Raw genomic sequence first — 15,953 nt, 5'->3', positions numbered from 1 at the left:
CAGGCTCACTCCTACAGGTGATCGCGTACCCCTTGTAGGAGTCTGCTCGCGATAGCGGTAGACCTGCTTGCAAAGGGTTCAAGTCAGAATTCAGGAAGGTGCTTTATGACCACAGCCAATGTTTACCAACAACGCCCGACCACCGGGGCCAAGGCCGAGTCGTCGCTGCACCATGCCGACCTCGCCAGCCTGGTCGGCAAGGGTCGCAAGAACGCCGGCGTGATCGTGCGTGAAAAGAAACTCCTCGGTCATCTGACCATTCGTGGCGATGGCCACGATGTAGCCTTCGCCGCTGGCGTGCACAAGGCCCTCGGCATTGAGTTGCCGGGCGCCCTGAGCGTCATCGTCAAAGGCGAAACCAGCCTGCAATGGATGGGCCCGGACGAGTGGCTGCTGATCGTGCCAAGCGGTGAAGAATTCGCTGCCGAGCAGAAACTGCGCGAAGCGCTGGGCGACCTGCACATTGCGATCGTCAACGTCAGCGGCGGCCAGCAAGTGCTCGAACTGAGCGGGCCGAACGTGCGTCAGGTGCTGATGAAATCCACCAGCTACGACGTGCACCCGAACAATTTTCCGGTCGGCAAAGCGGTGGGCACGGTGTTCGCCAAGTCGCAGCTGATGATTCGCCATACCGCCGAAGACACCTGGGAACTGCTGATCCGCCGCAGCTTCTCGGACTACTGGTGGTTGTGGTTGCAGGATGCTTCGGCTGAATACGGGTTGAGCGTACAAGCCTAAAAGCTTACCCCCTCACCCCAGCCCTCTCCCCCAGGGGGGAGAGGGGGAAAGGGAGCAGATTTGTGTAGTTTTCGAGCCTGAGTTCGCCGCGATATTTCAGGTCGGCGTAGCTCGAAAGAACACCTCGGTCAGTCCCCTCTACCTCCGGGAGAGGGCTAGGGTGAGGGGCAAAAATCCCCCAGACACCGCGCACAAAAGAACAGGAGTCACCGCACCATGAGCCGCGCCCCAGACACATGGATTCTGACCGCCGACTGCCCCAGCGTGCTCGGCACGGTGGACGCGGTGACGCGTTTTCTGTTCGAGCAGGGTTGCTACGTCACCGAGCACCATTCGTTCGATGACCGGCTCTCGGGCCGTTTCTTCATTCGCGTGGAATTCCGTCAGCCCGACGGTTTCGACGAGCAGTCCTTCCGCGCCGGCCTCGCCGAGCGCGGAGAGGCATTCGGCATGGTCTTCGAGCTGACCGCGCCGAACTACCGGCCAAAAGTGGTGATCATGGTCTCCAAGGCCGATCACTGCCTCAACGATTTGCTCTACCGCCAGCGCATCGGCCAGTTGTCGATGGACGTGGCGGCGGTGGTGTCCAACCATCCGGACCTCAAGCCGCTGGCCGACTGGCACCAGATTCCCTACTACCATTTCCCCCTCGACCCCAACGACAAACCGGCGCAGGAGCGTCAGGTGTGGCAGGTGATCGAAGAGTCCGGCGCCGAACTGGTGATCCTCGCCCGCTACATGCAGGTGCTGTCACCGGAGCTGTGCCGCAAGCTCGATGGCAAGGCGATCAACATTCACCACTCGCTGCTGCCGGGGTTCAAGGGTGCCAAGCCGTATCACCAGGCCTACAACAAGGGCGTGAAGCTGGTCGGCGCGACGGCGCATTACATCAACAACGACCTCGATGAAGGGCCGATCATTGCTCAGGGGGTAGAGGCGGTGGATCACAGTCATTACCCGGAGGATCTGATTGCCAAGGGGCGGGATATCGAGGGCCTGACGTTGGCCCGGGCCGTGGGTTATCACATTGAGCGCAGGGTGTTTCTCAACGCCAATCGCACGGTCGTTCTCTAGATCGCTTTCGCGAGCAGGCTCGCTCCCACAGGGATTTGTGTCGAAACACAGGTCTCTGTCACACCAAAGATCAACTGTGGGAGCGAGCCTGCTCGCGAAGAGGCCATAACAGGCAACACAACAATCAGCATCTGTACCCGAGCACTTAACGCGCTGCCTGCCTGGGCAACGCGGTTCCATAAAAACAACAGCGAGGTGAAAGCATGTCTGGCAATCGTGGTGTGGTGTATCTCGGCGCTGGCAAGGTCGAAGTACAGAAAATCGACTATCCGAAAATGCAGGATCCGCGTGGCAGGAAGATCGAGCACGGGGTGATTCTGCGTGTGGTGTCCACCAACATTTGTGGCTCCGACCAGCACATGGTGCGCGGCCGGACCACGGCGCAGACCGGTCTGGTGCTGGGCCATGAAATCACCGGCGAAGTGATCGAAAAAGGTTCCGACGTCGAGAACCTGAAGATCGGTGACCTGGTTTCCGTACCGTTCAACGTGGCTTGCGGGCGCTGCCGTTCCTGCAAGGAGCAGCACACCGGTGTCTGCCTGACCGTCAACCCGGCCCGTGCCGGCGGTGCCTACGGTTATGTCGACATGGGCGACTGGACCGGCGGCCAGGCCGAATACGTGCTGGTGCCGTACGCCGATTTCAACCTGCTGAAGCTGCCGGATCGCGACAAGGCCATGGAGAAAATCCGCGACCTGACCTGCCTCTCCGATATCCTCCCGACCGGTTATCACGGTGCGGTGACGGCGGGCGTTGGCCCGGGCAGCACCGTTTACATCGCCGGCGCCGGCCCGGTCGGTCTGGCCGCTGCAGCTTCGGCGCGTCTGCTGGGGGCGGCGGTGGTGATCATCGGCGACGTCAACACCATCCGCCTGGCGCACGCCAAGGCTCAGGGTTTTGAAGTGGTCGACCTGTCCAAGGACACGCCGCTGCACGAACAGATCGCCGCACTGCTGGGCGAGCCGGAAGTCGATTGCGCGGTGGATTGCGTGGGCTTCGAAGCACGCGGCCACGGGCATGACGGGGTGAAAGCCGAAGCACCGGCCACTGTGCTCAACTCGCTGATGGGCGTGGTGCGTGTGGCCGGCAAGATCGGTATTCCGGGCCTGTACGTGACCGAAGATCCGGGCGCGGTCGATGCCGCCGCGAAAATGGGCAGCCTGAGCATCCGCTTCGGTCTGGGCTGGGCCAAATCCCACAGCTTCCACACCGGCCAGACCCCGGTGATGAAGTACAACCGCCAACTGATGCAGGCGATCATGTGGGACCGCATCAACATCGCCGAAGTGGTCGGCGTGCAGGTCATCAGCCTCGACCAGGCGCCGGAAGGTTACGGCGAGTTCGATGCCGGCGTACCGAAGAAGTTTGTGATCGATCCGCATCGGTTGTTCAGTGCGGCGTAAGTTTCAGGCAATGCAAAACGGCGACCTCAAGGTCGCCGTTTTTTATGGGGATGAGCACGAAACCTGTGGCGAGGGAGCTTGCTCCCGCTCTGCGGCGAAGCCGTCGTAAAATCCACACATGCGGCGTCTCAGGAAAATTACCCACACAAGATTTGGGCCGCTTCGCAGCCCAGCGGGAGCAAGCTCCCTCGCCACAAAAGGTTTGTGGTGCCAGAGTCAGAGAGCCGCTAACGCGCCTTGGTACAGCACCGGCCCGGTCGGCTGCCCGGTCGGCGAGCCACCCTTGGGTTCCAGACTCACCGCCAGCGCAATCGGCTGGCCGATCAAGACTTTCTGCGCCGCGCTCAGTTCAACCTTGCCTTTGCCGCCTGCAGGAATCACCCCCAGTGAAATCGGCTTGCCGTCCGCCGGTATCGCCCACAATTCCAGACTGCGATCTGGCCCTATTGCTGCCAATGTCAGCGGTTCGACCTGCAGATAATCCGCATGCGCCTCGACTTTCAGTGCCGGTTGCGCGTCGGCGCTCAGCAGGGTGGCGTGGTAGCGGGCGTCGTCGCGGTTGTACAGGGAGCCGAGGAACACCAGCACCACGATCGAACAGGCAGCGACGCTGACGCGCAGCCAGTTCCAGAACGGACGTTTTTCCGGGACGTGCAGCACTTGCGGTTCGATCCGTGCGGTGATGCCTTGCCACACCCGATCCGGCACCGGGTGCTCCGGCAGCGTTTCGGTAAGACTGGCGAGGCTCTCCTGCCACTGCGCCAACTCGGTTCGCAGTGCTGCGTCATCCAGCAGCAATTGTTCAAAACGTCGACGCGCCGCCGCCGACATCAGGCCAATGGCGTAATCGGCAGCGAGGGCGCGGCGCAGGGCGGGGGTCTGGTAGTTCATGATTCAAGGCACCTGCGCAGACGCTCCATGCCGCGACGAATCCACGACTTCACCGAGCCCAGCGGTGCCGCCAGGTGTTCGGCCAGTTCCGAGCAGGAAAGGCCCTGGAAGTAGGCGACGCTGATCGACTGGCGCTGCATGCCGTCGAGGGTGTCGAGGCAACGGTGCAGCGCGCTGGCTTCGCGGCTGCTGTTCAACAGGTCGTGGGCCGAAGGGCCTTCGTCCGGCAGGGTGTCCTGTTCGAAGTCGGTCATCGGCCGTTCGCGCTGTTTGCGCAGTTGGTCGATGGCCTGATGGCGGGTGATGTTGATCATCCAGGTCAGCGGCGCCGACAAATGGGCTTCGTAGCGCGAGGCGTTGTTCCAGATGCGCACGAAGCTTTCCTGCAGCACTTCCTCGGCCAGATCCGCCCGGCCCATGAAGCGCAGGGCCACGCCGTGCAGGCGCGGGCCAACGCTGCGATAGAGCGTTTCGAATGCACCGCGGTCGCCCAGTGAGCACTGGGCCAACAGCTGGCGCAACTGATCGTGGTCGGCGATGGAAATGACGGCTCTCCAGGCAATGGGCGGGCGACGAGGGCGCTGCTCGGGCTGTTCACAGGCTAGTTCAGCGACGGCGCTTGTGCCATTCATCTCGGGTTATCCGCGGTTTCACGTTTTATATACGTGGCTATGCTGAAAATGGATGCGTCGGCGAGGAACATGCTGGCTGAAACCCGGTCAAACCGGCAGTTTTGCCGCTCATAGACGGGCGGTTACCACAGCGCAAGAGGATGTCTGAATGAAGATTTTACGCGGTATTGCCTTGGCTTCACTGATGACCCTTGCAGCGAGCCCGGTGTTTGCCGGCTTCAGTCTGGACGATGTGACAAAAGCGGCTGCAAGCATGCAGGGTGGCAACGCTGCCACCGCCGCCGCGCCGACCTCGGAAACCGCCGGTTTGCTGCAAGCCGTTACCGGTCTCGGTGTTACGCCTCAGCAAGCCGTCGGTGGCACCAGCGCCATGCTCGGCCTGGCCAAGAATCAGTTGAGCAGCACCGATTATTCGCAGTTGGCCAAAGAAGTGCCGGGCATCGACAAACTGTCGGGCGGCAGCGGCAACCTGGCGGCGTTGAGTGGTTTGCTGGGTTCGTCGGGCAAGTCGGCCGGGCTGGAAAACGCGCTGGGCAACGTCAAGGACACCAACGACCTGAACAACGCCTTCGGGGCCTTGGGCATGGACAGCGGCATGGTCGGCCAATTTGCCCCGGTGCTGCTCAAGTACCTGGGTGACCAAGGCGTCGGCGGCCCGATTCTGCAGAGTCTCGGCAGCATCTGGGGCGCCGGCACCGGTAGCTGATTCAGCCGCGCTCGCCGCGCAGTTCGCTGATGCGCTGATCCTTCTCGGTCCAGAGCTGGTTGACCCAGTTCTGGACCTGCTGGCGAAACTGCGGATCGTTCTCGTAATCGCCCTGCGACAGTGCCGGGTCGAGTTCGCGGGTCTGGATGTCGACAATCACCCGCGGCACGCTGCCGCTGATCAGGTCCCAGAACCCCGGAATGTTCTCCTGTGGATAAACCACGGTCACGTCGAGCAATGCATCCAGCTGCTCCCCCATCGCCGCCAGCACAAACGCCACGCCACCGGCCTTGGGTTTGAGCAGGTGTCTGAACGGTGACTGCTGCTGCGCACTTTTCGCCGCGGTGTAGCGGGTGCCTTCCAGATAATTCACCACCGTCACCGGCTGGCGTTTGAACAGCTCGCAGGCCTGTTTGGTGATTTCCAGGTCCTTGCCCGCCAACTCCGGATGTTTGGCCAGGAACGCCTTGCTGTAGCGCTTCATGAACGGGTAATCCAGCGCCCACCACGCCAGCCCCAGAAACGGTACCCAGATCAGCTCTTTCTTGAGGAAGAACTTGAAGAACGGCGTGCGCCGGTTGAGGGTCTGGATCAGCGCCGGAATGTCGACCCACGACTGGTGGTTGCTGACCACCAGGTACGAGGTGTCACCACGCAGGTCTGCGCCGCCGCGAATATCCCATTGGGTGGGGATGCACAGGCGAAAGATCAGCTTGTCGATTTCGGCCCAGGTCTCGGCAATCCACATCACCGCCCACGAGGCGTAATCGCGCCAGCGCCCCGGCGCGATCAGCTTGAGCAGGGCAAAGACCAGCAACGGCCCGATCAGGATCAGGGTGTTGAGCAACAGCAGCAGGGTGACGAAACAGCCGGTGAGCAGGCGGCGCATAAGCAACTCTATGAAGGCGGATGGGCGCGCCATGATAAGTGGCTTCGGGTGACAGGCCAAATCGATGGTGACGAATGTTTCACTTTTGGCTGGCTATGCTGGAGCTGATTACCGTGTTGGCAGGGCTGGCCTCTTCGCGAGCAAGCCCGCTCCCACAGTGGATCTTCAGTGTGCATGCCATCTCCAACAGATCCCGGATCCCCTGTGGGAGCGGGCTTGCTCGCGAAGGCGGACTCCAGCGAACCAATTGCCCGTCCGCTGTCTAAAATCTCGCGTCAGACGCCCCCATTTTCCAAGGAAACCCTCTACGTGAAATCCCTCCTTGCACTGTTTGCCCTCGTCGCCCTGCCGGTCATGGCCGCCGAGCCGACCCTGTACGGGCGTTACGAATACATCGCGCTGCCGGAAATCGGTGGTGAGGTGCTCAAGGCCAAGATGGACACCGGCGCGCTGACCGCCTCGCTGTCGGCCAAGGACATCGAGACTTTCACCCGCGACGGCGAGAACTGGGTGCGTTTCCGCCTCGGCACCAAGGATGCCAGCAACAAGGTCTACGAACACAAGGTCGCGCGGATCAGCAAGATCAAGAGCCGCTCGGATGAAGAGGACGAGGGCGACAGCACCGAAGTCGCCAAGCGCCCGGTGGTTGATCTGGAACTGTGCCTGGGCAACGTCAAGCGTACCGTTGAGGTCAACCTGACCGACCGCAGCAACTTCAACTACCCGCTGCTGATCGGTGCCAAGGCCTTGCGCGAGTTTGGCGCAGCGGTGAACCCGGCGCGGCGTTTCACCGCCGACAAGCCAGACTGCTAAGTGGTCTCATTGACGTAACGTCAGGCTTGGGGCACCGTTCGCGCACTTAACCCATGGGCTCGGACGCCATGCCTCATATCCTGATTGTCGAAGACGAAGCGGCGATTGCCGATACGCTGATTTTTGCCCTGCAGGGCGAGGGGTTCGCGACCACGTGGCTGAGCCTCGGCGCGGCGGCGCTGGAGTTTCAACGGCAGACCCCGGCTGACTTGATCATTCTCGATATCGGCCTGCCGGACATCAGCGGTTTCGAAACCTGCAAACAGCTGCGGCGCTTCAGTGAAGTGCCGGTGCTGTTCCTCAGCGCCCGGGATGCCGAGATCGACCGGGTGGTGGGGCTGGAGATCGGCGCCGACGATTACGTGGTCAAGCCGTTCAGCCCACGGGAAGTCGCCGCGCGGGTACGGGCGATTCTCAAGCGCATGGCGCCGCGTCCTGCGGTTGAAGCGTCCTCGACGCTGTTTCGCATCGATGCCGAGCGTGTGCAGATCGTCTATCGGGGACAGCCGTTGAGCCTGACCCGTCATGAGTTTCGCCTGTTGCAATGCCTGCTCGAACAACCGCAGCGGGTGTTCAGCCGCGAGCAATTGCTCGACGCGCTGGGGGTGGCCGCCGACGCCGGCTACGAGCGCAGCATCGACAGCCACATCAAAAGCGTGCGCGCCAAACTGCGCCTGGTGCGGGCCGACGCCGAGCCGATCCAGACCCATCGCGGCCTCGGTTACAGCTACAGCCCGGGGCACAGCTGATGTCGTTGGGGCTGCGGATTTTTCTGGTGTATGTGCTGTTTATCGGCCTGACCGGTTACTTCGTGCTCAACACGGTGATGGAAGAAATCCGCCCCGGCGTGCGCCAGTCCACCGAAGAAACCCTGGTCGACACCGCCAACCTGATGGCGGAAATTCTCCGTGATGATTTCAAGGCCGGCACGCTCAGCGAGAACCGCTGGCCCGAATTGTTGCGGGCCTACGGCGAGCGCCAACCACAGGCGACGATTTGGGGTTTGCCGAAAAACCAGGTCAACCACCGCATCTACGTCACCGACGCCAAAGGCATCGTGGTGCTGGATTCCAGCGGCGTGGCGGTCGGTCAGGATTACTCGCGCTGGAACGACGTGTACCTGACTTTGCGTGGTGAGTACGGCGCTCGTTCGAGCCGCAGCGATCCGAATGATGCGAACTCCTCGGTGATGCACGTCGGTGCGCCGATCCGCGACAACGGCCGGATCATCGGCGTGGTTACCGTGGCCAAACCCAACAGCTCATTGCAGCCTTATGTCGATCGCACCGAGCGGCGCTTGCTGTTTTACGGTGCCGGGCTGATCGGCCTCGGTCTGCTGTTCGGCGCTTTGCTGTCTTGGTGGCTGAGCCGCGCGCTGCACCGTTTGACCGGCTACGCCCAAGCGGTGAGCGAAGGCCGGCGAGTGGAAGTACCGCATTACCGTGGCGGCGAACTGAAGCAACTGGCCACAGCGGTGGAGCAGATGCGCACCCAGCTCGAAGGCAAGGCTTACGTCGAACGCTACGTGCACACCCTGACCCATGAATTGAAGAGTCCGCTGGCGGCGATTCGCGGTGCTGCGGAATTGCTGCAGGACGAGATGCCAGCGATTCAGCGCCTGCGCTTTGTCGGCAACATCGACAGCGAAAGCGCACGGATGCAGCAGTTGATCGAGCGGCTGTTGAATCTGGCGCAAGTCGAGCAGCGTCAGGGGCTTGAGGAACGGGTGGCGGTGCCGCTGGCAGGACTGGTTGACGAATTGTTGCAGGCGCAGGCGGCGCGGATCGAGGGGCGGCGGCTCACGGTCGAGCAGACGATTGCACCAGATATGCTGCTGATCGGCGAGCCGTTTCTGTTGCGTCAGGCCCTGGGCAATTTGCTGGAGAATGCGCTGGATTTCACCCCGATCGCCGGGTTGCTGCGTTTCAGTGCCGAGCGTGTCGGGGAACAGGTCGAGTTGCGCTTGTTCAACGAAGCAGCGGCGATTCCCGATTACGCCTTGCCGCGCTTGAGTGAACGGTTTTACTCATTGCCGCGCCCGGACAGTGGGCGCAAGAGCACTGGACTGGGGCTGAACTTTGTTGAGGAAGTGGTGAAGTTGCATGGTGGGTCGATGCATATCCGCAACGTCGAGAGCGGTGTGGAAGTGACATTGCGCTTGTCCTGAAACCGAGTCGCTGCCTTCGCGAGCAGGCTCACTCCTACAGGGGAACGCGATCAATTGTAGGAGTGAGCCTGCTCGCGATGGGGCCATAACAGTCTCCACACAATCTCCATATTCCCTCCTTATTCCCCCCACACAGCCCAACCAGACTCTGCCCATCCAAACAGGGAGAGTCCCATGAACAAGAATCTGACCATAAAGCTCGGGGCGATTGCCCTGCTGATCCTGCTGTTGCTGATACCGCTGCTGATGATTGACGGCATCATCGATGATCGCCAGCAACTGCGCGACGGCGTGCTCGAAGACATCGCCCGCAGCTCCAGCTACAGCCAGCAACTGAGCGGGCCGGTGATGGTAGTGCCGTATCGCAAAGTGATTCACAACTGGAAGCTCAACGACAAAACCAACCAGCGCTACGACGAGCCAAGTGAAGAGCGCGGTCGTCTGTACTTTCTGCCGGAACGTTTCGAACTCGACGGCCAGGTGCAGACCGAGCTGCGCAATCGCGGTATCTACGAAGCGCGACTGTTCCATGCCGACAATCGCATCAATGGGCATTTCTCGTTGCCGGCGCAATTGGGGATCAAGGAAGACTTTGCCGATTACCAGTTCGATGCGCCGTTTCTGGCGGTGGGCATCAGTGACATCCGCGGTATTGAAAACGCCCTGAAACTGGAACTCGACGGTCAACGCCTGGACTTCGTACCCGGCACCCAGGTCGGCTGGCTCGGCGAAGGCGTGCGGGTGACGTTGCCGGCGCTGGACACTCGCAACGCCACGGAACTGACTTTCGGTTTCGACCTGCGCCTGCAAGGCACCGGTTCGCTGCAGGTGTTGCCGGTGGGCAAAAGCAGTCACGTCAGCCTTGCCGCCAACTGGCCGCACCCCAGTTTTGTTGGCAACTTCCTGCCGGGCAAACGCGAGATCAGCGACCAGGGTTTCAGCGCCGATTGGCAGACCACGTTTTTCTCCACCAACCTGCAAGAAGCCATGAGCCGTTGCGTGATGGGCAATGACTGCGAGGCGTTCAACGGGCGCAGCTTTGGAGTGAGCTTCATCGATCCGGTGGATCAGTACCTGAAGAGTGATCGGGCGATCAAATATGCGCTGTTGTTCATCGTCCTGACGTTCGCCGGTTTCTTCCTGTTCGAGGTGCTCAAGAGTCTGGCGGTGCACCCGGTGCAATACGCGTTGGTCGGGGTGGCGCTGGCGTTCTTCTACCTGTTGCTGTTGTCGTTGTCGGAGCACATCGGCTTTGCCCTGGCGTATCTGCTGTCGGCCAGTGGCTGTGTGCTGTTGATCGGGTTCTATGTTTGCCACGTGCTGCACAGCGTGCGCCACGGCCTGAGTTTTTCTGCGGGATTGGCGGCGTTGTATGGCTTGCTGTATGGCCTGCTGAGCGCCGAGGATTACGCGTTGCTGATGGGTTCGCTGCTGTTGTTCGGCCTGCTCGGGGTGTTCATGGTGCTGACGCGCAAACTCGACTGGTACGGGATTGGGCAGAAACCGGCCAAGCCGCTGGCGTTTGATGTGGGGGCGATGCAATGAGCGGGTTGCGAGAGGACCAGCGGCAGGTCGAGGTTTTGCTGACGCTGATTGTTGCAGCACTGCCGCCGGAACCCAGGTGGTGCCATCGCGAGCAGGCTCACTCCTACAGGGGAATGCGGTCAACTGTAGGAGTGAGCCTGCTCGCGAAGGGGCCGGTTCAGGCGCCGCAGCCTTAAGACTTGGGCATGGTGGCGACCATGGACGGTCGCTGGCTCACCTCGAAATACCAGTTGGCCAGTTGCGGATTGGCGCTGCGCCAGTCCAGATCCGGATGGCGCAGATCGATGTAACCCAGTGCACAGGCGACGCTGATTGCGGCCACATCGAAGTGGCTGGTCAGCTCGGCGATGGCGTCACTTTCCAGATAGGCCAGGGCGCGCCGGATTTTCTCGCGCTGGGCGTCGAGCCATTCGTCCCAGTGCTTTTCCGGGGCACGCAACACCAGTTCGTAACGCACCATCACCGAGGCATCCATGATCCCGTCGGCCAGCGAGGCCAGGGTCAGGCGCCGCCAACGGGCCGCTCCTTCGCGGGGGATCAGCGGATTGCCGACGTGTTGCTGGTCGAGGTATTCGAGGATCACGCGGCTGTCATGGATCACGCTACCGTCCGCCAGACGCAACGCCGGGATCTTGCCCAGCGGGTTGTCGGCGTTGAGTGCGGTGTCCGGGCTGACCGGCGTGAGGACGCAGTCTTGCAGGGCGACGCGATCCTGCTGACCGGTCTCGTGCAACAGCACCATCACTTTGCGCACGAACGGGGAAAGCGTGTTGTGGAACAGGGTCATGCTGGGGGCGGACATTGGCAAACCTCGGTGGTCATCGAAGAGCAGGAGATTAGCCTAGTCAGATACAGAGCGGCTGGCGAGGGATTTGCTGGTGTTCATCAGGCCGCCTTCGCGAGCAAGCCCGCTCCCACATTGGATCTGTTTCGTTCACAAATCCCCCGTGGGAGCGGGCTTGCTCGCGAAGAGGCCTTGTCAGGCGACACGGAAATCACCCGCGTCGCAGCAATCCCTTGATCGCCAGAAATGCCGGAACACCCAACCCGACCCAGCTCAACGCATCCCAGATCCCGTCCCCCAACAGCGCCGAAAACAATCCCGCCGCACTCAGCAGCGCAATCACCAGCGGGGTGCTGAAGACCTTCCAGAAATTGGTCTGACGCGGCTTCATGCAACAGCCTCCGCTGGCAGTGGTTTCGCCGCTTTACGCCGTACCACCCACAGGTACACGCCGCTGCCGAGGACAATGATGGTCAGCAAGTCGAGGGTCGCCCAGAGGATCTTCATCGGCATGCCGCCGTAGTCGCCGAAGTGCAGCGGCTGCGACATGCCCATGGCGTCCATGTACCACGGGCGCTCGGCCACAGCGGTGACTTGCAGGGTGCTGGCGTCGATCAGCACCGGCGTCAGCAGGTGCGAGGTCAGGTGCGTGCCGCCCTTCATGAAGACTGAATAATGATGCTCGCTGGAAAACCGCGTGCCGGGGAAAGCGATGAAATCCGGGTTCATGCCCGGCGCCACCTCGCGGGCGATGTCGAGCAGGCGGGTGGCCGGGGCTAGTTGAGTGAGCGGCGGGGCATCGCGATAGGGTGCGACCATGGCGGTCAGCGTGTCATTGCGCCACGCGGCGATGAGCAGGTCGGCGCAGGCGCTGATCACTCCGGTGACGCCGACCACCAAGGCCCAGGTCAGGGTGACGACGCCGATCAGGTTGTGCAGGTCGAGCCAGCGCAGGCGGGTGGACTTGTCCTGACGCACGGTGCCGAACTGCAAGCGGCGCATGAACGGCAGGTAGAGCACCGTACCCGAGATGATCGCGACCACGAACAGCAGACCCATGAACGCCAGCAGCAACTTGCCCGGCAGTCCGGCAAACATGTCGACGTGCAGGCGCAAGATGAACAGCATCAGCCCGCCATTGGCCGACGGGGTTTCCAACGCTTCACCGGTGCGCGCATCGAGCATGAAGGTGTGCGACGAGTTCGGTTCGGTGCCGGCGGTTTTCGCCATGATCGTCAGCACGGCGTTCGGTTCGTCGTCTTCGAAACCGAAGTACTGCACCACTTCACCTGGGCGATGTTTTTCTGCGGCCTCGACCAGTTGCGCCAGGTTCAGGCGCGGCGTGTCGGCGGGCATTTCGCGCACTTGCGGGGCATCGCCGAGCAGGTGCTCGATTTCGTGATGAAAGATCAGCGGCAGACCGGTCAATGCCAACAGCAGCAGAAACACGGTGCAGATCAGGCTGGTCCAGGTGTGGATGAACGACCAGCGGCGAATTGTTTTACTTTTCATTTCATGACCTTCAAAAACACCGAAGCCGTCCACGGGGGACGGCCTGGTGACAGAACCTGGTTCAGCTCACGCGCTTACCACTTGTAAGTGGCGCTGGCGATGACGCTGCGCTGGTCACCGTAGTAGCAGTAGTAGCCGTCGCAGGTGGAGATGTAGTCCCTGTCGAACAGGTTGGTGGCGTTAACTGCCAGCGACGCACCTTTGAGGCTGTTGTCCAGGCGGCCGAGGTCGTAATGCACCGAGGCGTCGAACACGGTGTAGGCGTCCGCTTTGCCCAGCCAGGTGTTGGCCTTGTCGCCGTAAGTGTTGCCGGTGTAACGCACGCCACCGCCGATGCCGAAACCGTCGAGTACGCCGCTGTGCCAGGTGTAGTCGGTCCACAGCGAAGCTTGCTGGTTAGGCATCAGTTGCAGGCGATTGCCCTTGTCCACGCCTTTCTGCACTTCGGACTTGGCCAGGGTGTAGGCGGCGATGACTTTCAGGTTATCGGTGACGTCGGAAACCGCTTCCAGCTCCAGGCCTTTGACCTTCACTTCACCGGTCTGGCTGGTGATGGTCACGTTGTTGACGATGCTGTTGACCGCGACGTTCTTCTGGGTCAGGTCATACACCGCAGCGCTCAGCAGAGTCTTGCTGCCCGGCGGCTGGTACTTGATGCCCAGTTCCCATTGCTTGCCTTCGGTCGGCTTGAGCGAACCGGTGGAGGTGGCATCGGCGCCGCTGGTTGGCTGGAAGGATTCGGCGTACGACAGGTACGGCACGAAGCCCGAGTCGAACACGTAGCTGAGCGCCGCGTTGCCACTGAACGCCTTGTCGCGCTGGGTGTTGGTGGCGTCGCCCTTGTTGATGAACTGCGTGCCGGTGTGCACCCAGTCTTCACGCCCGCCGAGGGTCAGGCGCCACTGGTCGAGGGCCATCTGGTCCTGTACGTACAGGCCGGTCTGGTAGGTCTTCTGGTCATAGTCATAGAACGCCGAAGAACGTGCTGGACGGGTGATCGGCTGACCGTAGATCGGGTTGTTGACGTTAATGTCCGGCGCGGTGCCGAAGATCGACGTGTAGTTGGTGTTGCTGCGCTGGTGATCCAGACCGAGCAACAGCGTATGGCGGATGTCGCCAGTGGCGAAGTCGGCCTGGAAGTTGTTGTCCACGGCGAACTGGCTGATGTCTTCATCGACGTTGGTGGTGCCGCGACCGACATTGCCCTGATCATCCACGGTGAAGCCGGCGAACGATGGGTTGTAGCTGTTGACGGTCACGGTCTGGAACGACAGATCCGACTTGGTGTAGCGCAGGTTCTGCTTGAACTGCCACACATCGTTGAGGCGATGCTCGAAGGCATAACCGAGCGCGTAGTAGGTGCGGTCGTAGAAGTCGTAGTCCGGATCACCGAGGTTCTTGTGATGGGAAATCTTGCCGAACGGCATGTCGATCTTGGTGCCCTGAATCGGGTAGAACTGGCTGGTGACACCGGTATCGTCGCGGGTGAATTGGGTCAGCAGGGTGAATTTGGTGTCGTCATCGATGTTCCAGGTCAGGCTCGGCGCGATGTTGTAGCGCTTGTTCTCGATGTGATCGATCTGCGTGTCGCTGTCGCGCACTACACCGCTGATGCCGTAGAGAAACTGCCCGGCGTCGTCGATCTTGCCGGTGCTGGCGAAGTTGATCTGACGATGGTTGTCGCTGCCGTACTGCAACTGGATTTCGCTGCTGGCTTCCGCGCTCGGGCGCCGGCTGACCATGTCCAGCAGACCGCCCGGCGGCGTCTGGCCGTAGACGGAAGAGGCCGGGCCGCGCAGCAGCGCGAGGCGGTCGAGGTTCCAGGTTTCAGGCTTTGGGTTGGCGTATACGCCCTTGGGCAGCGGCAGGCCGTCGAGGAACTGAGTCGGCTCGAAACCGCGCACCCGCAGCCAGTCGATACGGGTGTCGCTGCCGTAGCTGCTGGCGGTGATGCCCGGCATATAGCGCACGGCGTCATCGAGACTGTGCACGCTGCGATCGTCCATTTGCTGACGCGTGGCGACGGAGATCGAGCGCGGTGCTTCGACCAGCGCGGTGTCGGTCTTGGTGCCGGCGGCGGTGCGGGTGGCGGTGTAGCCTTCGACCGGGCCCCAGGCGGTTTCCAGATTTTCCACGCCGATCACTGCGGTTTCCGGCAGCGCCAATGTCCCTTCCGGCACGGCAACCAGGGTGTAGGTGCCGGTACTGCTTTGTTCCAGTTGCAGACCGGTGCCTTGCAGCGCCGCGCGCAGAGCACCGGCGGCGTCGTACTGACCGCTGACCGGCGCAGAGGTCTTGCCGGCGGCCAGCGACGGATTCAGCGACAACGCGAGGCCGCCCTGGCTGGCGATCTGGTTCAGCGTGGTCGACAGCGGCGCCGCTGGCAGGTTGTAGGCACGCACGCTGGAGGCCTGTTCAGCAGCGAGCAACGGGCTGCTGAGCAGCGGCGCGCTGAGGGCAATGGCGATGGCCAACAGACTGGGGCGCAACAAGGTGTCTAGCGAACGGGACATGCGAAGGCTCCTGAATGGAAATATTTCTCAATTGCCTGAGTGCCGGACGAGAATTGAAAAGTGATAGGGCTGGATGAAAATAATGTCGATTAACTTGGAAGGGGGCGGCCGCTTCGGGATTTTCGAGTGTGGCGGATGGCCCTATCGCGAGCAGGCTCACTCCTACAGGGGGAACGCATTCCTACTGTAGGAGTGAGCCTGTTGTGGTCGAATTTTTTTAGACCATGATGTAGGAGCGGCGATTTAAGGAAGCATCATGGGATATCGGGTTGTCACGTCAGAGGAA

The 15,953-nt window shown here is 61.6% G+C and carries 15 protein-coding genes; 8 read left to right on the top strand and 7 right to left on the bottom strand.

The window, feature by feature from the left end; translation table 11 throughout:
• Nucleotides 1-105 precede the first annotated feature (105 nt).
• From VLA07_RS25715 to fdhA, 3 genes are all read left to right on the top strand, one after another.
• Nucleotides 106-738, top strand: coding sequence for a sarcosine oxidase subunit gamma (locus VLA07_RS25715; protein WP_333992355.1), 633 nt, complete (start codon nucleotides 106-108; stop codon nucleotides 736-738).
• Between the two features lie 216 nt (nucleotides 739-954).
• On the top strand, nucleotides 955-1,812 hold the full coding sequence (gene purU / locus VLA07_RS25710; RefSeq protein ID WP_027610664.1) for a formyltetrahydrofolate deformylase: 858 nt from the start codon (nucleotides 955-957) through the stop codon (nucleotides 1,810-1,812).
• A 203-nt stretch (nucleotides 1,813-2,015) separates the two neighbouring features.
• Entirely contained in the window at nucleotides 2,016-3,215 is a 1,200-nt protein-coding gene (gene fdhA, locus VLA07_RS25705) for a formaldehyde dehydrogenase, glutathione-independent (RefSeq protein WP_027610665.1), read from the top strand.
• Nucleotides 3,216-3,431: 216 nt separating this feature from the next.
• On the opposite strand, the gene VLA07_RS25700 is transcribed toward fdhA, so the two are convergent.
• Entirely contained in the window at nucleotides 3,432-4,106 is a 675-nt protein-coding gene (locus tag VLA07_RS25700) for an anti-sigma factor (RefSeq protein WP_333992353.1), read from the bottom strand.
• The gene (locus VLA07_RS25695; protein WP_115988745.1) at nucleotides 4,103-4,738 is read right to left on the bottom strand and encodes an RNA polymerase sigma factor; all 636 of its coding nucleotides are present in this window, start codon (nucleotides 4,736-4,738) and stop codon (nucleotides 4,103-4,105) included. Before VLA07_RS25695 ends, VLA07_RS25700 begins: the two co-directional genes overlap by 4 nt.
• A gap of 148 nt (nucleotides 4,739-4,886) precedes the next feature.
• On the opposite strand from VLA07_RS25695, the gene VLA07_RS25690 reads away from it, so the two are divergent.
• Complete coding sequence (locus tag VLA07_RS25690; protein ID WP_103368849.1) at nucleotides 4,887-5,444, top strand: DUF2780 domain-containing protein; 558 nt, start codon at nucleotides 4,887-4,889, stop codon at nucleotides 5,442-5,444.
• 1 nt (nucleotide 5,445) lies between these two features.
• On the opposite strand, the gene VLA07_RS25685 is transcribed toward VLA07_RS25690, so the two are convergent.
• The gene (locus VLA07_RS25685) at nucleotides 5,446-6,333 is read right to left on the bottom strand and encodes an acyltransferase (RefSeq protein WP_333992350.1); all 888 of its coding nucleotides are present in this window, start codon (nucleotides 6,331-6,333) and stop codon (nucleotides 5,446-5,448) included.
• A gap of 309 nt (nucleotides 6,334-6,642) precedes the next feature.
• Between VLA07_RS25685 and rloA2 the strand changes: the two genes are divergently transcribed.
• From rloA2 to creD, 4 genes are all read left to right on the top strand, one after another.
• Nucleotides 6,643-7,146, top strand: a complete 504-nt coding sequence (rloA2, locus tag VLA07_RS25680; RefSeq protein ID WP_007962587.1) for a retropepsin-like aspartic peptidase RloA2 — start codon at nucleotides 6,643-6,645, stop codon at nucleotides 7,144-7,146.
• Nucleotides 7,147-7,214: 68 nt separating this feature from the next.
• Nucleotides 7,215-7,895, top strand: coding sequence for a two-component system response regulator CreB (creB, locus tag VLA07_RS25675; protein ID WP_027610670.1), 681 nt, complete (start codon nucleotides 7,215-7,217; stop codon nucleotides 7,893-7,895).
• The gene (gene creC / locus VLA07_RS25670) at nucleotides 7,895-9,313 is read left to right on the top strand and encodes a two-component system sensor histidine kinase CreC (RefSeq protein WP_333992346.1); all 1,419 of its coding nucleotides are present in this window, start codon (nucleotides 7,895-7,897) and stop codon (nucleotides 9,311-9,313) included. The genes creB and creC overlap by 1 nt, the downstream gene beginning before the upstream one ends.
• 174 nt (nucleotides 9,314-9,487) lie before the next feature.
• Nucleotides 9,488-10,858, top strand: a complete 1,371-nt coding sequence (gene creD / locus VLA07_RS25665; RefSeq protein ID WP_097089078.1) for a cell envelope integrity protein CreD — start codon at nucleotides 9,488-9,490, stop codon at nucleotides 10,856-10,858.
• 172 nt (nucleotides 10,859-11,030) lie between these two features.
• On the opposite strand, the gene VLA07_RS25660 is transcribed toward creD, so the two are convergent.
• The 4 genes from VLA07_RS25660 to VLA07_RS25645 all read right to left on the bottom strand — a co-directional run bounded on the left by VLA07_RS25660 (nucleotide 11,031) and on the right by VLA07_RS25645 (nucleotide 15,667).
• On the bottom strand, nucleotides 11,031-11,660 hold the full coding sequence (locus VLA07_RS25660) for a glutathione S-transferase (protein ID WP_333992343.1): 630 nt from the start codon (nucleotides 11,658-11,660) through the stop codon (nucleotides 11,031-11,033).
• A 193-nt stretch (nucleotides 11,661-11,853) separates the two neighbouring features.
• On the bottom strand, nucleotides 11,854-12,033 hold the full coding sequence (locus VLA07_RS25655) for a hypothetical protein (RefSeq protein WP_096797575.1): 180 nt from the start codon (nucleotides 12,031-12,033) through the stop codon (nucleotides 11,854-11,856).
• Nucleotides 12,030-13,154 (bottom strand): PepSY-associated TM helix domain-containing protein, encoded by a 1,125-nt coding sequence (locus tag VLA07_RS25650; protein WP_333992341.1) that lies wholly within the window; start codon nucleotides 13,152-13,154, stop codon nucleotides 12,030-12,032. Before VLA07_RS25650 ends, VLA07_RS25655 begins: the two co-directional genes overlap by 4 nt.
• Before the next feature lie 74 nt (nucleotides 13,155-13,228).
• On the bottom strand, nucleotides 13,229-15,667 hold the full coding sequence (locus VLA07_RS25645) for a TonB-dependent siderophore receptor (RefSeq protein WP_333992339.1): 2,439 nt from the start codon (nucleotides 15,665-15,667) through the stop codon (nucleotides 13,229-13,231).
• Nucleotides 15,668-15,953 lie beyond the last annotated feature (286 nt).

Source organism: Pseudomonas sp. S3(2024), from assembly GCF_036861315.1.
GTDB lineage: Bacteria > Pseudomonadota > Gammaproteobacteria > Pseudomonadales > Pseudomonadaceae > Aquipseudomonas > Aquipseudomonas putida_A.
The sequence above is the reverse complement of the archived record's forward strand: the minus strand, read 5'-3'. Positions and strand labels throughout refer to the sequence as shown.